This is a genomic window from Micromonospora sp. NPDC048839, assembly GCF_040649915.1.
Classification (GTDB): domain Bacteria; phylum Actinomycetota; class Actinomycetes; order Mycobacteriales; family Micromonosporaceae; genus Micromonospora.
The window spans coordinates 66794-84486 of sequence record NZ_JBEZGL010000016.1; the positions used below are offsets into that span (position 1 = coordinate 66794).

Here is a 17693-nt window from a genome sequence, read left to right on the forward strand (position 1 = left end):
GCCCACAACGAGGACGGCCGACCATATTGCGCGCTGTCTCATCAGTTGTCACCTCAGAAAGTGGGGTGGCCGGCGGACGCGCCGCCGTGCCAATGTTGCCCGGAACGTAACTCGTATGACGTGTGACGTCAATACTCAGCCGTACACTGAGCCAGACGTCGTGCCACGGCGAGCTTTTCGGAGGGGACATGACGGCATCGCAGGAGACGGCCCTGAACAGCCCGGTGACACCGGCATGGGTGCGTCGGCCTACCAACCTGGCCCGAGCGGTCACCGCCGAACTGGTGGAGCGCATCGTACGCGGCGTACACCCGTCCGGGACATCCCTGCCGCCCGAGCCGATCCTCTGCGAGACCTTCTCGGTGAGCCGGACGGTCGTCCGGGAGGCGGTCAAGATCCTTCAGGAGAAGGGGCTGGTGCAGGTGCGCCAGGGCGCCGGCACCATGGTCACCCCCGCAGCGCAGTGGGACATGCTCGACGAGCTCGTCCTCGGGGCCACCATCGCCCAGGACGACAGCCTCGCCATCCTCGACGATCTCGTCGTCACCCGGCGCGTGCTGGAATCCGACATGGCGAACGTCGCCGCCCGGCTCGCCGACGCGCAGACCATCGACCGGCTGAGCGCCATGGTGGATCGGATGGACCAGCTCGTCGACGACCACGTCACCTACCACGAGCACGACCGGGCCTTCCACGACGCGATCATGCAGACGTCCGGGAACCGCATCGCTCGCGGCGTCGTGCGGGCACTGGAGAGTCAGGTCATCAACACCGCCCGTTACATGGGCCGGACCGAACGCTCCCTGTGCGTGGCGTCCAACCGGGGCCACCGGCGCATCTACGAGCGCATCGCGGCGCACGACTCCGAGGGTGCCGCCGCCGCGATGTTCACCCACATCACCGAGGCCTGGCTGGTCCGCCGCAGCGGTTCCGGCAAGCCGGTTCGTCTGCAGCGCTGACCGGCCGAACGACGAAGCGGCGCCCACCCCCGGGGTACGGGGGCAGGCGCCGCCAGAGGCCGACCGTGTCGGCGACGCGGGTCAGGAGAACTGGGCGAAGAACCTCCAGATCTCACCCTTGGTCCAGGTCGTGATGCCGCTCTCGGCGTAGGTGCCGTCGACCGGGCCGGGCATGTGGCCGTTGTCGTACGCGGCCCACTGCACCGGGTAACCGGACCGGCAGCCCGAGTACGTGGTCGTGACGTGCGTGCGGCTGCCGGCCGCCGGCTCGCGCGGGCTCTGCGCGGTGCAGCCGTTGTTCCGGACGAACGTGTCGCGCAACGCCCGGCCACCGGAGATGCCCAGGACGTTGTCCGAGATGCCGTGCAGCCCGAAGTAGGCGATGGGCTGCGTACCGCCACTGCAACCGCTGATCTGCCCACCGGAGATGACCGCGACGGCGCGGAAGACGTTGGCCCGCGCGCAGGCGACGGCGTAGCTCATGCCGCCACCCCAGCTGAAGCCGAGGGCGAACCGCTGCCTCGGGTTGACGCAGAGGCTGCTCTCGATCCGGCTGATCATGTCATCGACGAAGACGATGTCCTCACCGCCGGCGTTGCCCCAGCCGTTGCCGAATCCCTGGGGCGCGACCAGGATCGCGCTGTTGTTCGACTGCTCCTGCTGCCCGTAGTAGGACCACGGGGTCCCGCTGGTGCCGCCGGAGGCGATCTCCTGCATCGTGCCGCCGCGCCAGTGGAACGCGAAGATCAGCCGGTAGGGGTTGCTGTTGTTGTAGTTGGCGGGCACCCGCAGGATGAAGGTGCGGGTCTTGCCGTTGCTCTGGATCGTGTGCGTGCCGCTGGCCAGCGTCGGTGCCTTGCCACACCCGCTGCCACCCGACGGCGGCGGGTTGCTGCCGTCGATGCGTACGAGCTGCCACTGCTGGTTGGAGCCGTTCCAGTCGGCGTACTGCACGATGTTGGCGCCGTCGGCGGTGGATGCGCCCTGCACCTCCACGGCCTTGTTGCTGTTTCGGTTGATCAGCCGGACATAGCCGCCGTCCGAGTCGGCCAGCCGGAACTGCTGGTTCGTCCCGTTGAGGTCGGACCACTGCACGATCGCCCCGCCGTCAGCGGTGGAGAAGCCGCTGACGTCGAGCACCTTGCCGGAGTGCCGGGACTTCAACCGGTAGAAGCCGCCGCCGGAGTCCACGAACTGCCACTGCTGGTTCGCGCCGCTGTTCCGCGACCACTGGCTGATCCGGGCGCCGTCGGTGGTAGCCGAGGAGACCAGATCCAGCGCCTTGCCGCTGTTGCGGTTCACCAGGGCGTACCAGGCGTTGGTGTCCACCGTCGCCGCCGCCGCGGGTGCCGCGTTGACCGCGACGAGTGTGCCGGCCGCCATGATCGCGGCCGCCGCGGCGGCCAACCCTGACCGCCAACGACGTCTCGGTGGAGAGGCGGAACGAACCTCACCGATGGCCTTCATGGTCCACTCCTTCGATCGGGGTCACCCACGAGCAGAACGCACGCGCGTGCCCTGGGGGTGTGCCAGCGTCTGGTGGTGGCGTCGGCACGTCGGGGGTGCGTGGGCGGGGTGCGGCCGCCGGAACACGGGCCCGGCCGGGCCAGCGATCGACCTTGCCGCCGCGCCGCACGCGTGTGGAAAATTAGCGTTAACGACGTCATACGTCAAACGACCGACGTCTATCGAAACCGTTGCCCGACACGGCCACGACGGCCGCCAGCAGGGGCTCGGGTGGCTGGCGGAAAACCCACAGCCTCGGCGATCCGGGACGACCTGGCGACTGTCCTGTTATCGCTCACAGTCCATGGACGAGGTCCGCTGACGGTCGTAGCGGCCCGCCCCGGATGGATGGGACGGGCCGCTACGATCCCGCTAGTTCATGGCTGTCGTCATCCGATGCGGACGAGTTGCCACTGCTGGTTGGTGCCGCCCCAGTCGGCGTACTGGACGATGTTTCCCCCGTCAGCGGTGGACGCGCCCTGCACCTCGACGGCCTTGCCGCTGTTGCGGTTGATCAGGCGCTGGTAACCGTCGGCCGACTGGGCGAGCCGGAACTGCTGGTTCGTCCCGTTGAGGTCGGACCACTGCACGATCGCCCCGCCGTCCGCGGTGGAGAAGCCGCTGACGTCGAGCACCTTGCTGGAGAGCCGGGACTTCAACCGGTAGAAGCCGCCGCCGGAGTCCACGAACTGCCACTGCTGGTTCGTGCCGTTGTTCCGCGACCACTGGCTGATCCGTGCGCCGTCGGTGGTGGCCGAGGCGTACAGGTCCAACGCCTTGCCGCTGTTGCGGTTGAGCAACACGTACCAGGCGCTGGTGTCCACCCCGCTGCTCGGCGGGGGCGTGGTGGGCGTGGTCGAGCCGGCGTTGAGGGCGTTCAGGGTGCTCGTGTACGCGGCCTTCTTGTTGCCGCTGCACTCGAAGAGCAGGGCGTTGTCCGACCCACGCCACGAGTCACAGTCGCGCACACCCCACGTCGTGATACCGGTGCACCGCGAGACGGCCAGGCAGGCACGGGTGACCCCGGCGTAGATGTTGGCCTGGTTGCCACCACCCATCACGTCCAGCTCGGTGATCTGCACGTCCACGTCGAGATCGGCGAAACGCTGCAGGTTCGCCTGGTAGTCACCGGACAACGACGTGCCCAGGTGCGACTGGAACCCCACACAGTCGATCGGCACACCACGGGACTTGAAGTCCCGCACCATGTTGTAGATCCCGGTCGACTTCGCGTTGATCCCATCGGTGTTGTAGTCGTTGTAACACAACTTCGCACCCGGATCCGCCGCCCGCGCCGCCCGGAACGCCGCCTCGATCCAGTCATTACCCGTGCGCTGCAGGTTCGAGTCACGCCGCGCACCACTGTTACCGTCGGCGAACGCCTCGTTCACCACGTCCCACGAATGGATCTTGCCCTTGAAGTGGGTCGCGACCTGCGTGACATGGTTCATCATCGCGCTACGCAACGCGCTGCCCGACATGTTCTGCGCCCAACCTGGCTGCTGCTGATACCACAACAGCGCGTGGCCCCGCACACTCTGACCGTTGGCCTGCGCATGCGCGACCAACCGGTCACCACCGGTGTAGTTGAACCGACCCTGCTGCGGCTCGGTCGCATCCCACTTCATGTCGTTCTCAGCCACGACACTGTTGAACTCGCGGTTCAGAATCGTCACGTACGCGCTGTCGGAAAGCTTCTGCCCCGCGACGGCCGCGCCGAAGTAGCGACCCTTCTCGGCCGCAGCCGCCTTCAGGGTCGTGCCGGCGCCGCTGGCCGTGGGGGCGAGCACCGCCGTCATGCCCGCGGTGAGTACGACGGCGAGGGACGCCGCCGCCAGCAGAGTTCTCTTGGGTTTCATGTCGTTCCTTTTCCGTGGTGGTCGCAACGGTGGTGGTGACGTGCCACTCTCTTGCCAGAGACGGACCGGGAGATCTGGCGTGGATCACGACGCGCTCGGCGCGGTCTGGTAGCGGTGTCGACCGTGTCGATGGCCGACCTGACCGGGGACGGTTGAGCCCGCGCCGAAAACGAAGTCATGATCCTCCTGGGGCGAGGAACCGGGACGAGCATCGTGCGCCGGCGCGTGCCGGCACCTGTCGTCCGGCCGGCTGACGCCGCTGCCGAGGTGCGTGATCGACGTCCGCATGCCCTGGGGAACGTCGTGATCGTGAGGTGCGACAGCGGCTCGCCCGGTGAGCCACAGGTGCTGTCTTCCTCGATATCGAGGGTGAGCGATAACATGCCGTTCGTCAAGACGTAACATAAGCCTGTATCGATGCTGCCGAGCTCAGGTTCCGCCGAAGCCTGCCTCGTCACCGTCGTCCTGACGCGCTGCCCTGGTGGATATCGGGTAGTGCCTGCCGCACCTCGTGCACGCGCCGACCAGGCCGGCCCTGTTATCGCTCACAGGACCGCGATCGGTCGGGCCGCGGCCACCCGGCGGATGGGGTTGCGGTCACCCTCGGACCGGTTGCGGCCCACCCGGACCGGACCACGCGGCAGCCAACCGGACCACGGCGGAACGGGCCGCCGTCACCAGGCGGATCCGCCGTGCGGCGGTTCCGCGGGGCTCACGTCGGGACGTACTCCGGCCAGGATGTCGGCGGTGGTGTGGGCCTCGATGCCGGGCGGCTCGCGGTCGGCGAACCGCGAGACGACAGCCCGGACGTGCCGCTCGGCAGGTACCGCGAGGCCGTCGTAGACGGCCTCGAACAACTCCCGCGCCGGCCTCCTGAGCCAGTTCTTCGGCAGGAGTTCCAGGGGCAGCTGCGGATCGAGGACGGGGAAACGCCGGAAGGTGTCCATCACCTCGGTCCGCGCCCGCACCGCGGCCGCTCCGTCGATCTCCCCCGCCGCCACCGCCGGCAACACCCCCGTCCAGTGCGCGAGGAACGCCTGGTAGCTCCGGCCGATCTCGGCGATGTCCCAGGCCTCGATCGGGGCGCGGTGGATGGTGGACCCGATCGCGGTCTGCCGTCCGCGGAACACCGTGACGGCACCGAGGGTGAGCTGGTCGAGCTGGGTGCGAGCAGCAGGGGTCAGCTCGTCCGGCGAGATCCACAGTCCGTCGTACAACGGCGCGTATCCGAGCCACCGCAGTTGGGCACGAAGTGCCCGGCGCTGGGCACTCCGGTCCTGCGGCAGCGAGAACGCGACGACCGTCCAGCACCCGTCCCAGGGCACGGTCGAGCTGGTCGAGGCGAGGATCCAGTGGCCGCCGGCGGAGAGGTTGGCAGCGGCCGCGCGGCTGAGTCGGTAGGAGCTGCGCCGCCCCAGCCGGCTGCCCTCCAGGACGCCGCGACGGGCCAGCCGGCTGATCGCGGTACGCGCGCCGGCCGCGCTCACCCCGGTCTCCGCGAGCAGCGCGACGATGGCGGCGGACGGGATCGCGGCACGAGTCCGCAGGGTGTAATCAGCCAGCAGGGTCACCGCCACGCCCTGCGGCGAGTTGCCGACCTGCCGCCGGGGCAGCCGGAGCGGTCGGTCTCCGTCGTCGGGATAGATCTCGTCGATGTCGAACGGGCTTGCCACAGGCGCTCCGTGCTCTTCAGGGACGGTGTGACGACTGTAGACGGAATGCCGCCGAACGAGCGTCGCGGTCGACAAGTGATAGAAGACCTTCGATTGACACTTGTTGGTCCGAGGAGAACACTGATCGCCACGCGATGTGGTCCGGAGTCGGGCAGGGCGAGCCACCGGTAGCGGGCATCGCGCGATCACCGCGGGCCTCGGGCATCCCCGCGACGCAGATCGTGCGGCCATCCACAGCCTGCACAGGCAATCGAAGGAGTCGTCCGTTGAGAATCAGAAGGAAACTGCTGCTCACCCTGGCCGTGTCGCTGCTGGCGGCCGGCCTGGCGGTCCCCGCGATCCAACCCGCGTACGCGGCGTCGCTGACCGAGGTGACCAGCTTCGGTGACAACCCGGGCCGGATGCGGATGCACGTCTACGTGCCGGACAACCGCCCGGCCCGGCCGGCGACCATCGTGGCGATGCACGGCTGCGGTGGGTCCGGCCCCGGCTTCTACTCCGGCAGCGAGTTCGCCGGCCTGGCCGACCGCTACGGATTCATCGTGATCTACCCGTCCGCGACCCAGCAGGCCGGGTTCGGCAACTGCTTCGACGTCTGGTCGGACGCGGCCAAGCGGCGCGGCGGCGGCAGCGACCCGGTGTCCATCGTCTCGATGGTCCGGCACGTGCAACAGCAGTACGCCGCCGACCCGGACCGCGTCTACGCCACCGGCAGTTCCTCCGGCGGCATGATGACCAACCACATGCTGGCCCTCTATCCCGACGTGTTCAAGGCCGGCGCCGCGTTCATGGGGGTGCCGTTCAACTGCTTCGCCAACGCGGCCGACTTCCCACCCACCAGCAGCCAGTGCACCGGCGGAAACATGAACCGGACGCCGCAGCAGTGGGGTGACGCGGTCCGCCAGGCGTACCCCGGACACTCGGGACCCCGCCCGCGCATCCAGTTGTGGCACGGCACCAACGACACCCTCGTGCCGTACTCGCTGTTGCAGGAGTCGATCGAGCAGTGGACGAACGTGTTCGGGCTGAGCCAGACGCCCACCTCGACCGACACTCCGCAGCCGAACTGGAACCGGCGCAGGTACGCCGACAGCAGCGGCACGGTTCAGGTCGAGGCGTACAGCATCCAGGGCGCCGGGCACAGTCTGCCCGCCAGCGGCATGGCCGCGTCCGCCATCGGGTTCTTCGGCCTGACCAGCCCGCCCAACCCGACGACGCCACCCCCGAACCCGACCACGCCACCGCCCAACCCGACCACGCCACCGCCCAACCCGACCACCCCGCCGCCCAACCCGACCACCCCGCCGCCGAACCCGACCACCCCGCCGCCGGACTCCGGCGCCTGCCGGGTGACCGTCGCGGTCAACGCCTGGAACAGCGGGCTGACCGAGAACATCACCGTCACCAACACCGGCACCAGTGCCGTCAACGGCTGGTCCCTGGTGTTCACCCTGCCCGGCGGTCAGAGCATCACCTCGGGCTGGAACGCCTCCTACTCCCCGAACTCGGGGCAGGTGACGGCCAGGAACGTCGCCTACAACGCCGGCATACCCGCCAACGGATCGGTGACCGTCGGCTTCCAGGCCACGCACACAGGTAACACCGCCAAGCCGAGCACGTTCACGCTCAACGGCGCGACCTGCTCGGTGGCCTGACACCGAACGGCACTCCGGGGACGGCACGCACCCGTACCTCCCCGGAGCGTCGCCGGCCGTGACCGCCGACCTGAGCCGGCGGGCGTCGACGAAAGTGTGCGCCGGTCACCACCGCGGTGGTGACCGGCGCACGTGTCGTTCAGACGCCGCTGCCAGGGTCAGCGGTAGCCGGCGCTCACGATGCTGGCCTGCACCGCGGCCTCGGTCGCGTCGGACGGGTAGCCGGCGACCATGGCCCCCTCGTAGAAGGTGCCGGCGCTCAGGTTCGCGCCGCCGTCGGGCTTGCAGCAGTCACCGCCACTGCCCAGGATGATCGCACCCTGCTTCTTCATCGGGCTGTAGCCCGGCGGGAGCGAGCCGTCGTACAGCGTGTAGAGGCTGCCGGACGTGGCGTCGCTGCCCTTGATGGCGAAGCGGGACGTGCCGTTGTTCTTGAGGGTCGCGGTCACGAACTTGCTGGTGAAGGCGCGCTGGTTCGGGTTCCAGCTCTGGCTGCCACCGGGGAAGAGACCCCACTCGAGGTCCGCCTGCACCCAGGGCCCGCTGCCGGAGCAGCCACCGAACCAGCACTGCTTGCTGAAGTTGATGGCGTCCATCGCACCGGCGGCGTCGGCCTTGCGGGTCGTCTCACTGTTGCCGTAGTCGAAGCAGCAGCCGCTGTTGACGTGGGTGCCGCTGGTGACCATGTACATGCCCTCGGGGGCGGCGCCGGTCGGCACCCCGGTGAGGTGCCCGTCGCGCCAGTAGCTGTTGCCGGGGTTGATGTAGAGCGAGTACGCCTTGGCGCCACCCACGGTCAGCGACTCCGACGTCGCGATCGCCGGCCTGCTCTGCGGCGATCCCGGAACCACGCTCGACCCCTGGTACCAGAGGTCGTTCCCGCGCCCGGACTGGTCGAAGACCACGGTGATCACGCAGGTGGTGCCGGTGCAGAACGAGTCCTGCGTCGCCGCGTTGGCGGTGCCGCCCGCGCCGGTCAGCCCGACGTCGCGGGTCGTGTTGTCCGACGAGCGCCGGACCTGGTACAGGTTGCCGGTGTACGTCCCGTAGAGCGCCCGCGTCGTGCTGTGCGCCGCGATGCACGGAGTGCCGCCGGAGGCGTAGATGTCGCAGGGGCGCGCACCGCCCGGCGGCGGACTGGTCGGCGGTGCGGAGGTCGGCGGCACCGAGGTCGGCGGCGTGTTCGGCGAGGCCCACTGTTGGTTGGCGCCACCGTTGCAGGCCCAGAGGATGACCTTGGTGCCGTTCGCGGTGGCGGCGGCGTTGGCGTCGAGGCAGAGCCCGGACTGCACGCCGGTGATGGTGCCGTTGCTGTTGACGTTCCACTGCTGGTTGTTCTGGCCGTTGCAGTCCCAGATGATCGCCTGCGTGCCGTTGGTGGTGCCCCGGCCGGAGGCGTCCAGGCACTTGTTGCCGTACACCTGGATCTGCTTGCTCGACGTCCAGGTCCAGGTCTGGCCGGCGGCGCCGTTGCAGTCCCAGAGTTGCGTCTGGGTGCCGTTGGTGGTGCTGGAGTTGGGCACCTCGAGGCAGCGGCCGGACGGCGTGCCGACGATCCGGGTGCTCTGCCCCGGCTGGATGGTGGCCGCCGCGGCGACCTCGGCGGCGAAGGGCGAGCTGGCGGGGGTGGTGCCGACGCCGATGCCCACGACGACGAGCACCCCGGCCAGGACACCGGCCAGGAGGGTCAGACGTCGGACGCGTTGACGTCTCGGGATGAGGTCGCGGGCTGTGTCTGGCCCGCTGCGGGACGGGGTTCGCACGAGGTGGCTCCTCGGAGTCGGGGAAGTGCGGGGGAATCGTCGACGCGCCACGGGCGGGTGGTGGCATGGCGAATCGCAGCGAATCGTATGACCTTTATTTTATTCATGTCAATGAATGTGGTGCCGGGTGACGCGCTGACTGCTGGGCGGGACAGCCAGCGCGTCATCTCCCGGGAGGACTACCGCCCCAGGATCCGCCACGTCTGGTTCAGGGTGCTGCCCTGGTTGACGGCCTTGCAGGTCCACTGGTGGACGAGTGCGCCGGCCGCCGTGGAGACGCCACTGACATCGACACACTTGCCGCTGTGTCGCGCGACGAGTTGGTAGTCGTGCGAGTCGTTGCCCGAGTAGGTCACCTTGCGAAGAGTGAACTGTTGGTTGGAGCTGTTCAGGCAGGTCCACTGGTGCACGGCAGCGCCGTCGGCGGTGGACACGCCACTGACGTCGAGGCACTTGCCGCTCTGCTGGTTGACCACTGTGTACGTGTTGGCCACGCCGGCGACCGGACGGAAGTTCCAGAGCTGCTGGTCGCCGCCGTCGCAGTAGTTCTGCTGTTGGACGTTGCCGTCGGCGGTGCTCAGGCCGACGTTGTTGAGGCACTGCTGGGAGTGCTGGGCCACCGCCACCGACTGGAAGCCACCGTCCGACGGGGGCAGCAGGGTGATCGTGTAGGTGTCGGTCTGGTTGGTGTACGGCACGGTCACGGTGGCGTTGTTGTTGGACACGTTGACCACGCTGTTCGAGACCGTGATCGGCCCCGGCACGGCGCCGCCACCGTTGTGTGGGATGCGTTGGGTGAGGACCCGGACCTGGTTGTTCGCCACGATGCCGCTGGTGGTGTCCAGGCGTTGCAGGTTGACGGTCAGGTTCCCGGTGGTACGACCACCGCCGATGAGGACCTTCGCCGTGCCGGTCGCCTTCGTGGCGAACGCGTCGTACGACTGACTGGGCGTGACCCCGGCGATCTGTCCGGTCTGCGAGGCGTAGTAGCGGTAGTTCCACCACTCGCCCTTGGGCTGGTGCTGCCCGGCCGAGTTGCGGATCAACAGGTTGCCGAGGTCGTTGTGCAGGCTGCCCCCACTGGCCCAGTTCGCCCGCAGGCCGTCGGCCCGGGCGCGTTCCAGCCGCGCGATGTACCAGGCGCCGTCGGCCGGGTTCTGCTCGTCGGGCGCGCCGTACTCGTTGATCTGGTAGGGCCGTGGGTGGGGGATGCCACGGGGGTCGAGGGTGGCGTTGGCGGCGGCGACGTTGGCGACCGGGTCGCCCGGCAGCGAGTGCCAGCTGATGATGTCCGGCACCGTGTTGGTCGAGCGGACGAAGTCCAGGTACTGGTTCCAGAAGGCGTGGTTGGTCGACGGGACGCAGGCACAGCTCGGCCCGACGATGAGCTGGTTGGGGAACTCCACCCGGAGGCGCTGGTAGGTGCGGCGCCACAGCTCAAGGTACTGGGAGATCGGGCGGTTCCAGAAGATGGTGATGTTGGGTTCGTTCCAGATGTCCCACTGCACGTTCAGCCCGGACGCCCGGACGTCGGTGATCAGCCGGGTCAGGAAGTTGTCGTAGTCGGTCCAGTTGCCGTTGTCGCCGGGAAAGCGTGAGATTCCGGCGCCGTCGGCACCCCACAGGTCGTGCGGCAGGATGATGAACTTCCCGCCGAGGGCCGTGGTCCGACGTGCCTGGGCGACTGTGGAGTTCCACCGGCGGTCGTAGGTGCCGCCGACCCAGCCGCTGCCCGGCAGTTGCGCACCGCCGGCACGCATGGACTGGAACTTGACGTCTCGGTAGAAGTGGTCGGCCGGACCGCTGGCGTTCTCGGTCATGCCGTAGATCCAGCCGGACGCGCGGTAGGTCGGCGTGCCGTTGTCCGTGGCGAAGTTGACGCTTATCGACTCGTCGGCGGCCTGGGCCGGGGACGCGGCGACGGTTACGGCGGCGGTGGCGGCGAGCAGGCCGACCACGAGTCGGGCGACGAGCGCGTGCGCTCGTCCTGACCTGCCGGGGGACGGGGTTTTCACGGGCGGCTCCTTGGTGGGGCGCGGGGGACGCTCTCCGGAGGGCTGCGCTTGCGAATCGATTCGCTGGGATCGTAGGACCAGGAACTGAACGATGTCAATGAAGTGACGGCGCGGTGAAGGTGGCGTTTCACAGCGCAACCTTCAGAACACCCGATCATCTCTTGACCAGCCGGCAACGACGGACCTATCTTCGTGCGAACCGATTTGTCGAATCGGTTCGCCTCATGGTCGGACGTCGTCCGACCCGCGACGGTCAACCCGCACACCCCACCCTGACGATCGACTGAAGTGAGGCAACACATGACAGGACTCAGTCGTCGACGGCGCCTGGCCGCCGTCGCCGTGATAGCGCTCGCCGCGGTGACCGGCAGCGCCTGCTCATCGTCGTCCGGCGACGGACCCGGCGACGGCGGCGCCTACCTCGTCTGGGACCCGTATCCGCAGTTCGCCGCCGACTCCGAGTGGGTCGCACTGCTCAAGAAGTGCGGCACCTCGGCGGGGGCGGCGAGCGTCGAGCGGACCGGCTACGACACCACCGACCTGACCAACAAGGCCCTGCTCGCCGCCCAGCAGGGCAACTCCCCGGACGTGCTGATCGTGGACAACCCGGTCATCTCGACACTGGCCGAGGCCGGCGCGCTCACCACCACCGACGACAACAAGCTCGACGTCTCGGCCATGGCGCCGAACCTGCTCGGCGCCGGCCAGAGCGCGGGCAAGACGTACGGGGTGCCGATCGGGGCGAACACGCTCGCTCTCTACTACAACAAGGACCTGCTGGCCGCCGCCGGCGTCGATCCGGCCTCGATCAAGGACTGGCCGTCGTTGACCGCGGCACTGACCACGGTCAAGGCCAAGGGGAAGAAGGGCATCACCTTCTCCGCGATCGGCACCGAGGAGGGCAGCTTCCAGTTCCTGCCCTGGTTCTGGGGTTCGGGAGCCCAGCTGACCAGCCTGGACTCGCCGCAGGCCGTGTCCGCGCTGACGCTCTGGACCGACTGGCTCAAGCAGGGCCTCGCGCCGAACTCGGTCATCAACAACACCCAGACCACGAGCTGGCAGGAGTTCGCCACCGGCGACTTCGCGTTCGCCGAGAACGGCACCTGGCAGTTGGCCAACGCGGAGAAGCTCGGCTTCTCCTACGGCACCATCGCGATCCCGGCCAGCGCGGGCGGCCCGGCGCCGGCGCCCACCGGCGGTGAGTTCGTCTCCATCCCGGTGCAGAAGAAGACCGACAGGTACGAGACGTCGCAGAAGATCGTCGCCTGCCTCACCAACGCCGACAACCTGCTCACCACCGACACCACGCTGTCCTACGTGGCACCCGTCGCCGCCGTGCAGGATCGGCAGGCCGCCGACCCCAAGCTCAAGGTCTGGGTGGAGGCGGTCCGGGCAGCCAAGGGCCGCACCGGTGACAACCTCGGCACGAAGTACCCGAAGATCTCGGAATCCCTGTGGACCGCGGTGCAGTCGGCGCTCAGCGGTGGGAAGACACCGAAGGACGCGCTGACCGCCGCTCAGGCCGCGACCAGGTAACCGCGCCGAACCGACACCATGCTCCCCTCGACACACAGCTCCACTGCCGTACCGGATCCGGGTGAGGCGGCGAAGTCCGCCCCACCCGGCCCTCCGCCGTCCCGCGCCCGCCGGCCCAACCGTTGGCTGGCGTGGGGCTTCCTGGCCCCGGCGACCCTGTACCTGGTGGCCTTCTACGCCTACCCGCTCTACCGCAATCTCGAGTTGAGCCTGCGCGAGTACACCGTCCGCTCGTTCGTGCAGGGTGGCGCGCCCTTCGCCGGCCTCGACAACTACCGGACGGTCCTGACCGATCCGGCCTTCGGGTCCACGCTGACGCACACCCTGGTCTTCACTGCCGCGTCGCTGGTCTTCCAGTTCACGATCGGCATGGCCCTGGCGCTCTTCTTCCACCAGCACTTCCCCCTGTCGGGCACGTTGCGGGCGCTGATCCTCGTACCGTGGCTGCTGCCCCTCATCGTCTCGGCCTCGACCTGGTCGTGGCTTCTCAACAGCGATTCCGGGCTCGTCAACGCGGCGCTCGGTGTCGTCGGCATCGACCAGGTCAACTGGCTCACCTCGCCGGGCTGGTCGCTCGCCTCGGTGATCATCGCGAACATCTGGATCGGCATCCCGTTCAACCTGGTGGTGTTGTACAGCGGGCTACAGGCCATCCCGGTCGAGATGTACGAGGCGTCCGCGCTGGACGGCGCGTCGAGCTGGCAACGGTTCTGGGGGATCACCTTTCCGCTGCTGCGCCCCGTCTCCGCGATCACGCTGCTGCTGGGGCTGATCTACACGCTGAAGGTCTTCGACATCATCTGGATCATGACGAAGGGTGGCCCGACCAACTCCTCCGCCACGCTCGCGACCTGGTCCTACCGACTCGGCTTCGGCAACCTGCTGCCCGAGTTCGGTCCGGGTGCCGCCGTCGGCAACCTGCTCATCGTGATGGCCCTGATCGCCGGGCTCGTCTACATCCGGATCCAGCGGAGGCAGAACCTGCCATGACCACCTCCACACCTCGGGTCTGGTGGAAGACCGTCGTCGGTCTGGTGCTGACCGGGCTGATGCTCTTCCCCGTCTACTGGATGATCAATGTGTCGTTCACACGGGACCAGGACATGCGGGCCGATCCCCCACACCTGTTCCCGACCAACGGCACGCTGGACGGCTACCGGGCCGTGCTCGACCAGCAGTTGCCGTACCTCGGCACCAGCTTCCTGGTCGGTCTCGGCACGGTGGCGCTGACCGTGGCGCTGGCCGCCCCCGCCGGGTACGCGCTGGCGAAGCTGCGGCCACCCGGCGGCACGGCACTGAGTTTCGTCCTGCTGATCGCGCAGATGATCCCGGGCATCATCATGGCGATGGGCTTCTACGCCATCTACCTCAGTCTCGGCGTCCTGAACACGCTGCCCGGCCTGATCCTGGCCGACTCGACGCTGGCGGTGCCGTTCGCTGTGCTGATCTTCACGGCCTTCATGTCCGGGATACCCGACGAGCTGCTCCAGGCCGCCGTGGTCGACGGCGCCGGCCGGTTCCGGACCTTCTGGTCGATCGTGCTCCCGGTCAGCCGCAACTCGATCGTCACGGTGTCCCTGTTCGCGTTCCTCTGGTCGTGGTCGGACTTCATCTTCGCCTCGACACTCGCCGGCGGTGGCGACCACCAGCCGATCACCCTCGGCATCTACCACTACATCGGCAACAACAACCAGCAGTGGAACGCCATCATGGCCACCGCTGTCGTCGCCTCCATCCCCGCCGCGGTGCTGCTGATCCTGGCCCAGCGCTACGTCTCGATGGGCGTGACCGCCGGCGCCGTCAAGGACTGACCACCCGCACCACAGAAAGGCACCCGCCACCCATGACCGTCGCCCCGTCCGGTCCGGAGTTCCCCGTCCAGGACATCCCGTTCAGCTACCGAGGAGCCTGGTTCAACCTCTCCCCGGTGGTCGCCGAGAAGACGTACGCCGACGATCTGCACCTGGTCTCCCACCAGACCGGGCTGCACCCCGTACTGCGGCTCTCCCCCGCGGCGGCCGACGCCACGGTCGTGGCCACACCCGCGCTGCTGACCTGGCGGAACGGCGCCGACCGGATCGAGGCTGTCTACGACGGCCCGGACACCCTGCGGATCCGGGGCCGACGGCTCGGCCTACGGGTGGCCGCGGCCGCGCCCACCCTCACCCCGTTCAGCGGCACCTACCTCTACCACGACCCGCTCGACGGCTCCCACGTGTTCACCTCGTACGAGACCGGTCGCCGCTACCGGATCACCGTGCTCTCCGGTGCTCTCCGGCGCACCGACGGCGTCGAGGCTCTCGGCACCGCGGACCGGTACGTCGACCTCCCCGGTGACCAGCCCTGGGAGATCGCGATCGAGGAGTACGCCACCGCCCGCCGCCCGTACACCGGGTCCGTCAGCTTCGACCAGCTGTGCCGCGACCGGGACGCCGAGTTCAGCGCGTTCGTCGACGCGGTCGCGCCGTGGCGGGGTGCGGAAACCCCGGCCGCCGAGCTGGCCGCCTACGTCCTGTGGTCGGCCACCGTCGCCCCGGCGGGCTTCGTCACCCGGCCCGCGGTCCTGATGTCCAAGCACTGGATGGACAAGGTGTGGAGCTGGGACCACTGCTTCAACGCGATCGCCCTGGCCGCCGGCGAGCCGGAGCTGGCCTGGCACCAGTTCCAGCTGCCCTTCGACCACCAGGACGAGGCCGGCGCCCTACCCGACTCGGTCACGCACTCCGAGGTCCTGCACAACTACGTCAAGCCTCCCATCCATGGCTGGGCTCTGCGGCACCTGCGTCGACGCCTTCCTCAGCCACCGGACCGGGCGGCGTTGGCGCAGACGTACGACCGGTTGGCCCGCTGGACCCGGTTCTGGCTCGACGCCCGCCGGGCCCCCGGCCAGGAGCTGCCCCACTACCAGCACGGCAACGACAGTGGCTGGGACAACGCGACCACCTTCGACGCCAACCGGGTCCTCCAGACGGCCGACCTCGCCGCGTTCCTGGTGTCCCAGCTTCGCTGCCTCGCCGACCTCGCCGGCGAGCTGGGTGAGCCCGCCGAACAGTGGTCCCGGGAGGCCGACCGGATCCATGGCGCCATGCTGCGGGACCTGTGGGACGGCGAACGCTTCACCGCCCGCAACCCGCACACCGGCCATCGGCGGGCGAGCCGAAGCCTGCTCGACCTGATGCCCGTCTCGCTCGGCGCCGACCTGCCCGCTCCGGTCGCCGCCGCGCTGGCCCGGGGCGTCGAAACCCACCTGACCACCCACGGGCTGGCCACCGAGCCGATCGACTCGGCGCACTATCTCGCCGACGGCTACTGGCGTGGCCCGATCTGGGCACCCTCCACCATCCTGGTCGAGGACGGCCTGCGGCGGGCGGGGCAGACCAGGGTCGCCGACGAGATCAGTCGACGGTTCCTGGCGCTGTGTGAGAAGTCCGGATTCGCGGAGAACTTCGACGCCGAGACCGGGGCCGGGCTCCGGGACCGGGCGTACACCTGGACCGCCAGCAGTTATCTCATTCTGGCCGCCGGTCAGGAGGAACGGCGGGTCACGAAGGGGTAGCCCGCACCGGACCGGTGCTTGAGCGCAACGAGATGGGCGGGCTGTACAGCCGGTGACGTGGCACGGCGCCGGGGGCGGCGATGCTCTCCAACAGCAGCGACACGGCCTCGGCGCCCATCTCGACCATCGGCACGTCCGCGGCGGTCAACGGCGGGCGAAAGTCCTCCGCCCAGTGCTGGGCGGCGACACCGGTGACGGAGAAGTCGCGGGGCACGGACAGGCCGGCGCCGGTCAGCGCCCGCTGCATTCCGGGCAGCGCGGCCTCGTTGATGGTGGCGATGGCCGTGACGTCGGGATGGGTCACGAGCAGCTGTTCCACGCACGCCTCGCCGGAGGCGGTGTCGTCGCCGCAGCAGACCTCCACACCGGTCAGGCCCCGCTCCACCGCCGCCGCCCGGAAGCCGGCCAGCGCCCGATGGCTGGGGCCGTAACCCGCGGCCACCAACTCGGCGGAGCGGTTCACCAGCGCCACGTGCCGGTGCCCCAGGTCGGCCAGGTGGTGCACGCAGCGGGCGATCAACCCGGAGTAGTCGATGTCGATCCAACTCATGTCCTGTGGCTCGGCTATCCGCCCGATCGTGACGAACGGCAGACCGGCCCTGGTCAGGCGGGTCACCCGGTCGTCCGCGAGGCGGATCTCCATCAGGACCACGCCGTCCACCCGACGCCCGGTGACGATCCGCTCGAAGGACCGGTCGTGGTCACCACCGGACGGGGACAGCAGCACATCGAGGTCGTGGCGAGCGGCCGCCTCCACGACACTGGCGACGAAACCCAACTGCATGTCGGTCAACCGCTGACTCGCCGGGGGAATCACCAGGCCGAGGGTGCGGGTGCGTCCCTCCTTCAGTGCGCGGGCACTGGCGTTCGGTCGATAGTCCAGCTCGTCGATGACCGCCTGGATCCGCTGCCGGGTCGTCTCCGACACGGTCCGCTTACCGCTCAGCACGTAGGACACGGTGCTGCGGGACACCCCCGCCCGACGGGCGATCTCCCCGATGTTCATACCGCGCCCTCGAATCGATTATTGCCCCGACACGGGGACGCACCGTTGTTCGCTGGTGAGCATATCCGTCCTGGATCGCCGGCCCGCGTCAGGAAGTCCGCGGCCAGCACGGGCACGACCGACGATTCCGGCTGCGCCAGGTAGCGCAATACATCAACGCGCATT

General features: G+C 68.9%; 12 protein-coding genes. 6 read left to right on the forward strand and 6 right to left on the reverse strand.

Going from position 1 to position 17693, the window contains the following annotated elements:
- Positions 1-188: 188 nt before the first annotated feature.
- Entirely contained in the window at positions 189-959 is a 771-nt protein-coding gene (locus tag AB0C25_RS26390; RefSeq protein ID WP_357376905.1) for a FadR/GntR family transcriptional regulator, read from the forward strand.
- Between the two features lie 81 nt (positions 960-1040).
- Here the strand turns inward: AB0C25_RS26390 and AB0C25_RS26395 are convergent, their stop codons facing one another.
- From AB0C25_RS26395 to AB0C25_RS26405, 3 genes are all read right to left on the reverse strand, one after another.
- On the reverse strand, positions 1041-2426 hold the full coding sequence (locus tag AB0C25_RS26395; protein WP_357376906.1) for an RICIN domain-containing protein: 1386 nt from the start codon (positions 2424-2426) through the stop codon (positions 1041-1043).
- A gap of 428 nt (positions 2427-2854) precedes the next feature.
- Positions 2855-4324 (reverse strand): endo-1,4-beta-xylanase, encoded by a 1470-nt coding sequence (locus tag AB0C25_RS26400; protein ID WP_357376907.1) that lies wholly within the window; start codon positions 4322-4324, stop codon positions 2855-2857.
- A 674-nt stretch (positions 4325-4998) separates the two neighbouring features.
- Positions 4999-5997 (reverse strand): PaaX family transcriptional regulator C-terminal domain-containing protein, encoded by a 999-nt coding sequence (locus AB0C25_RS26405; RefSeq protein WP_357376908.1) that lies wholly within the window; start codon positions 5995-5997, stop codon positions 4999-5001.
- Positions 5998-6263: 266 nt separating this feature from the next.
- Here AB0C25_RS26405 and AB0C25_RS26410 point away from each other — a divergent pair, with 266 nt between their 5' ends.
- Complete coding sequence (locus tag AB0C25_RS26410; protein WP_357376909.1) at positions 6264-7652, forward strand: PHB depolymerase family esterase; 1389 nt, start codon at positions 6264-6266, stop codon at positions 7650-7652.
- 158 nt (positions 7653-7810) lie between these two features.
- Here the strand turns inward: AB0C25_RS26410 and AB0C25_RS26415 are convergent, their stop codons facing one another.
- Positions 7811-9415, reverse strand: a complete 1605-nt coding sequence (locus AB0C25_RS26415) for an arabinofuranosidase catalytic domain-containing protein (protein WP_357376910.1) — start codon at positions 9413-9415, stop codon at positions 7811-7813.
- A 179-nt stretch (positions 9416-9594) separates the two neighbouring features.
- Positions 9595-11430 carry an RICIN domain-containing protein gene (locus AB0C25_RS26420; RefSeq protein WP_357376911.1) on the reverse strand — a complete coding sequence of 612 codons (1836 nt, stop codon included), beginning with the start codon at positions 11428-11430 and terminating at the stop codon, positions 9595-9597.
- 300 nt (positions 11431-11730) lie between these two features.
- On the opposite strand from AB0C25_RS26420, the gene AB0C25_RS26425 reads away from it, so the two are divergent.
- From AB0C25_RS26425 to AB0C25_RS26440, 4 genes are read left to right on the forward strand one after another with little or no spacing between them, the layout of a single operon-like run.
- The gene (locus AB0C25_RS26425; RefSeq protein WP_357376912.1) at positions 11731-12966 is read left to right on the forward strand and encodes an extracellular solute-binding protein; all 1236 of its coding nucleotides are present in this window, start codon (positions 11731-11733) and stop codon (positions 12964-12966) included.
- An 18-nt stretch (positions 12967-12984) separates the two neighbouring features.
- Positions 12985-13956, forward strand: coding sequence for a sugar ABC transporter permease (locus AB0C25_RS26430; RefSeq protein ID WP_357376913.1), 972 nt, complete (start codon positions 12985-12987; stop codon positions 13954-13956).
- On the forward strand, positions 13953-14777 hold the full coding sequence (locus AB0C25_RS26435; protein WP_357376914.1) for a carbohydrate ABC transporter permease: 825 nt from the start codon (positions 13953-13955) through the stop codon (positions 14775-14777). Before AB0C25_RS26430 ends, AB0C25_RS26435 begins: the two co-directional genes overlap by 4 nt.
- A 32-nt stretch (positions 14778-14809) precedes the next feature.
- The gene (locus AB0C25_RS26440; RefSeq protein WP_357376915.1) at positions 14810-16522 is read left to right on the forward strand and encodes a trehalase family glycosidase; all 1713 of its coding nucleotides are present in this window, start codon (positions 14810-14812) and stop codon (positions 16520-16522) included.
- Here AB0C25_RS26440 and AB0C25_RS26445 read toward each other — a convergent pair.
- The gene (locus AB0C25_RS26445) at positions 16509-17528 is read right to left on the reverse strand and encodes a LacI family DNA-binding transcriptional regulator (RefSeq protein WP_357376916.1); all 1020 of its coding nucleotides are present in this window, start codon (positions 17526-17528) and stop codon (positions 16509-16511) included. The genes AB0C25_RS26440 and AB0C25_RS26445 overlap by 14 nt on opposite strands.
- Between the last annotated feature and the right edge of the window lie 165 nt (positions 17529-17693).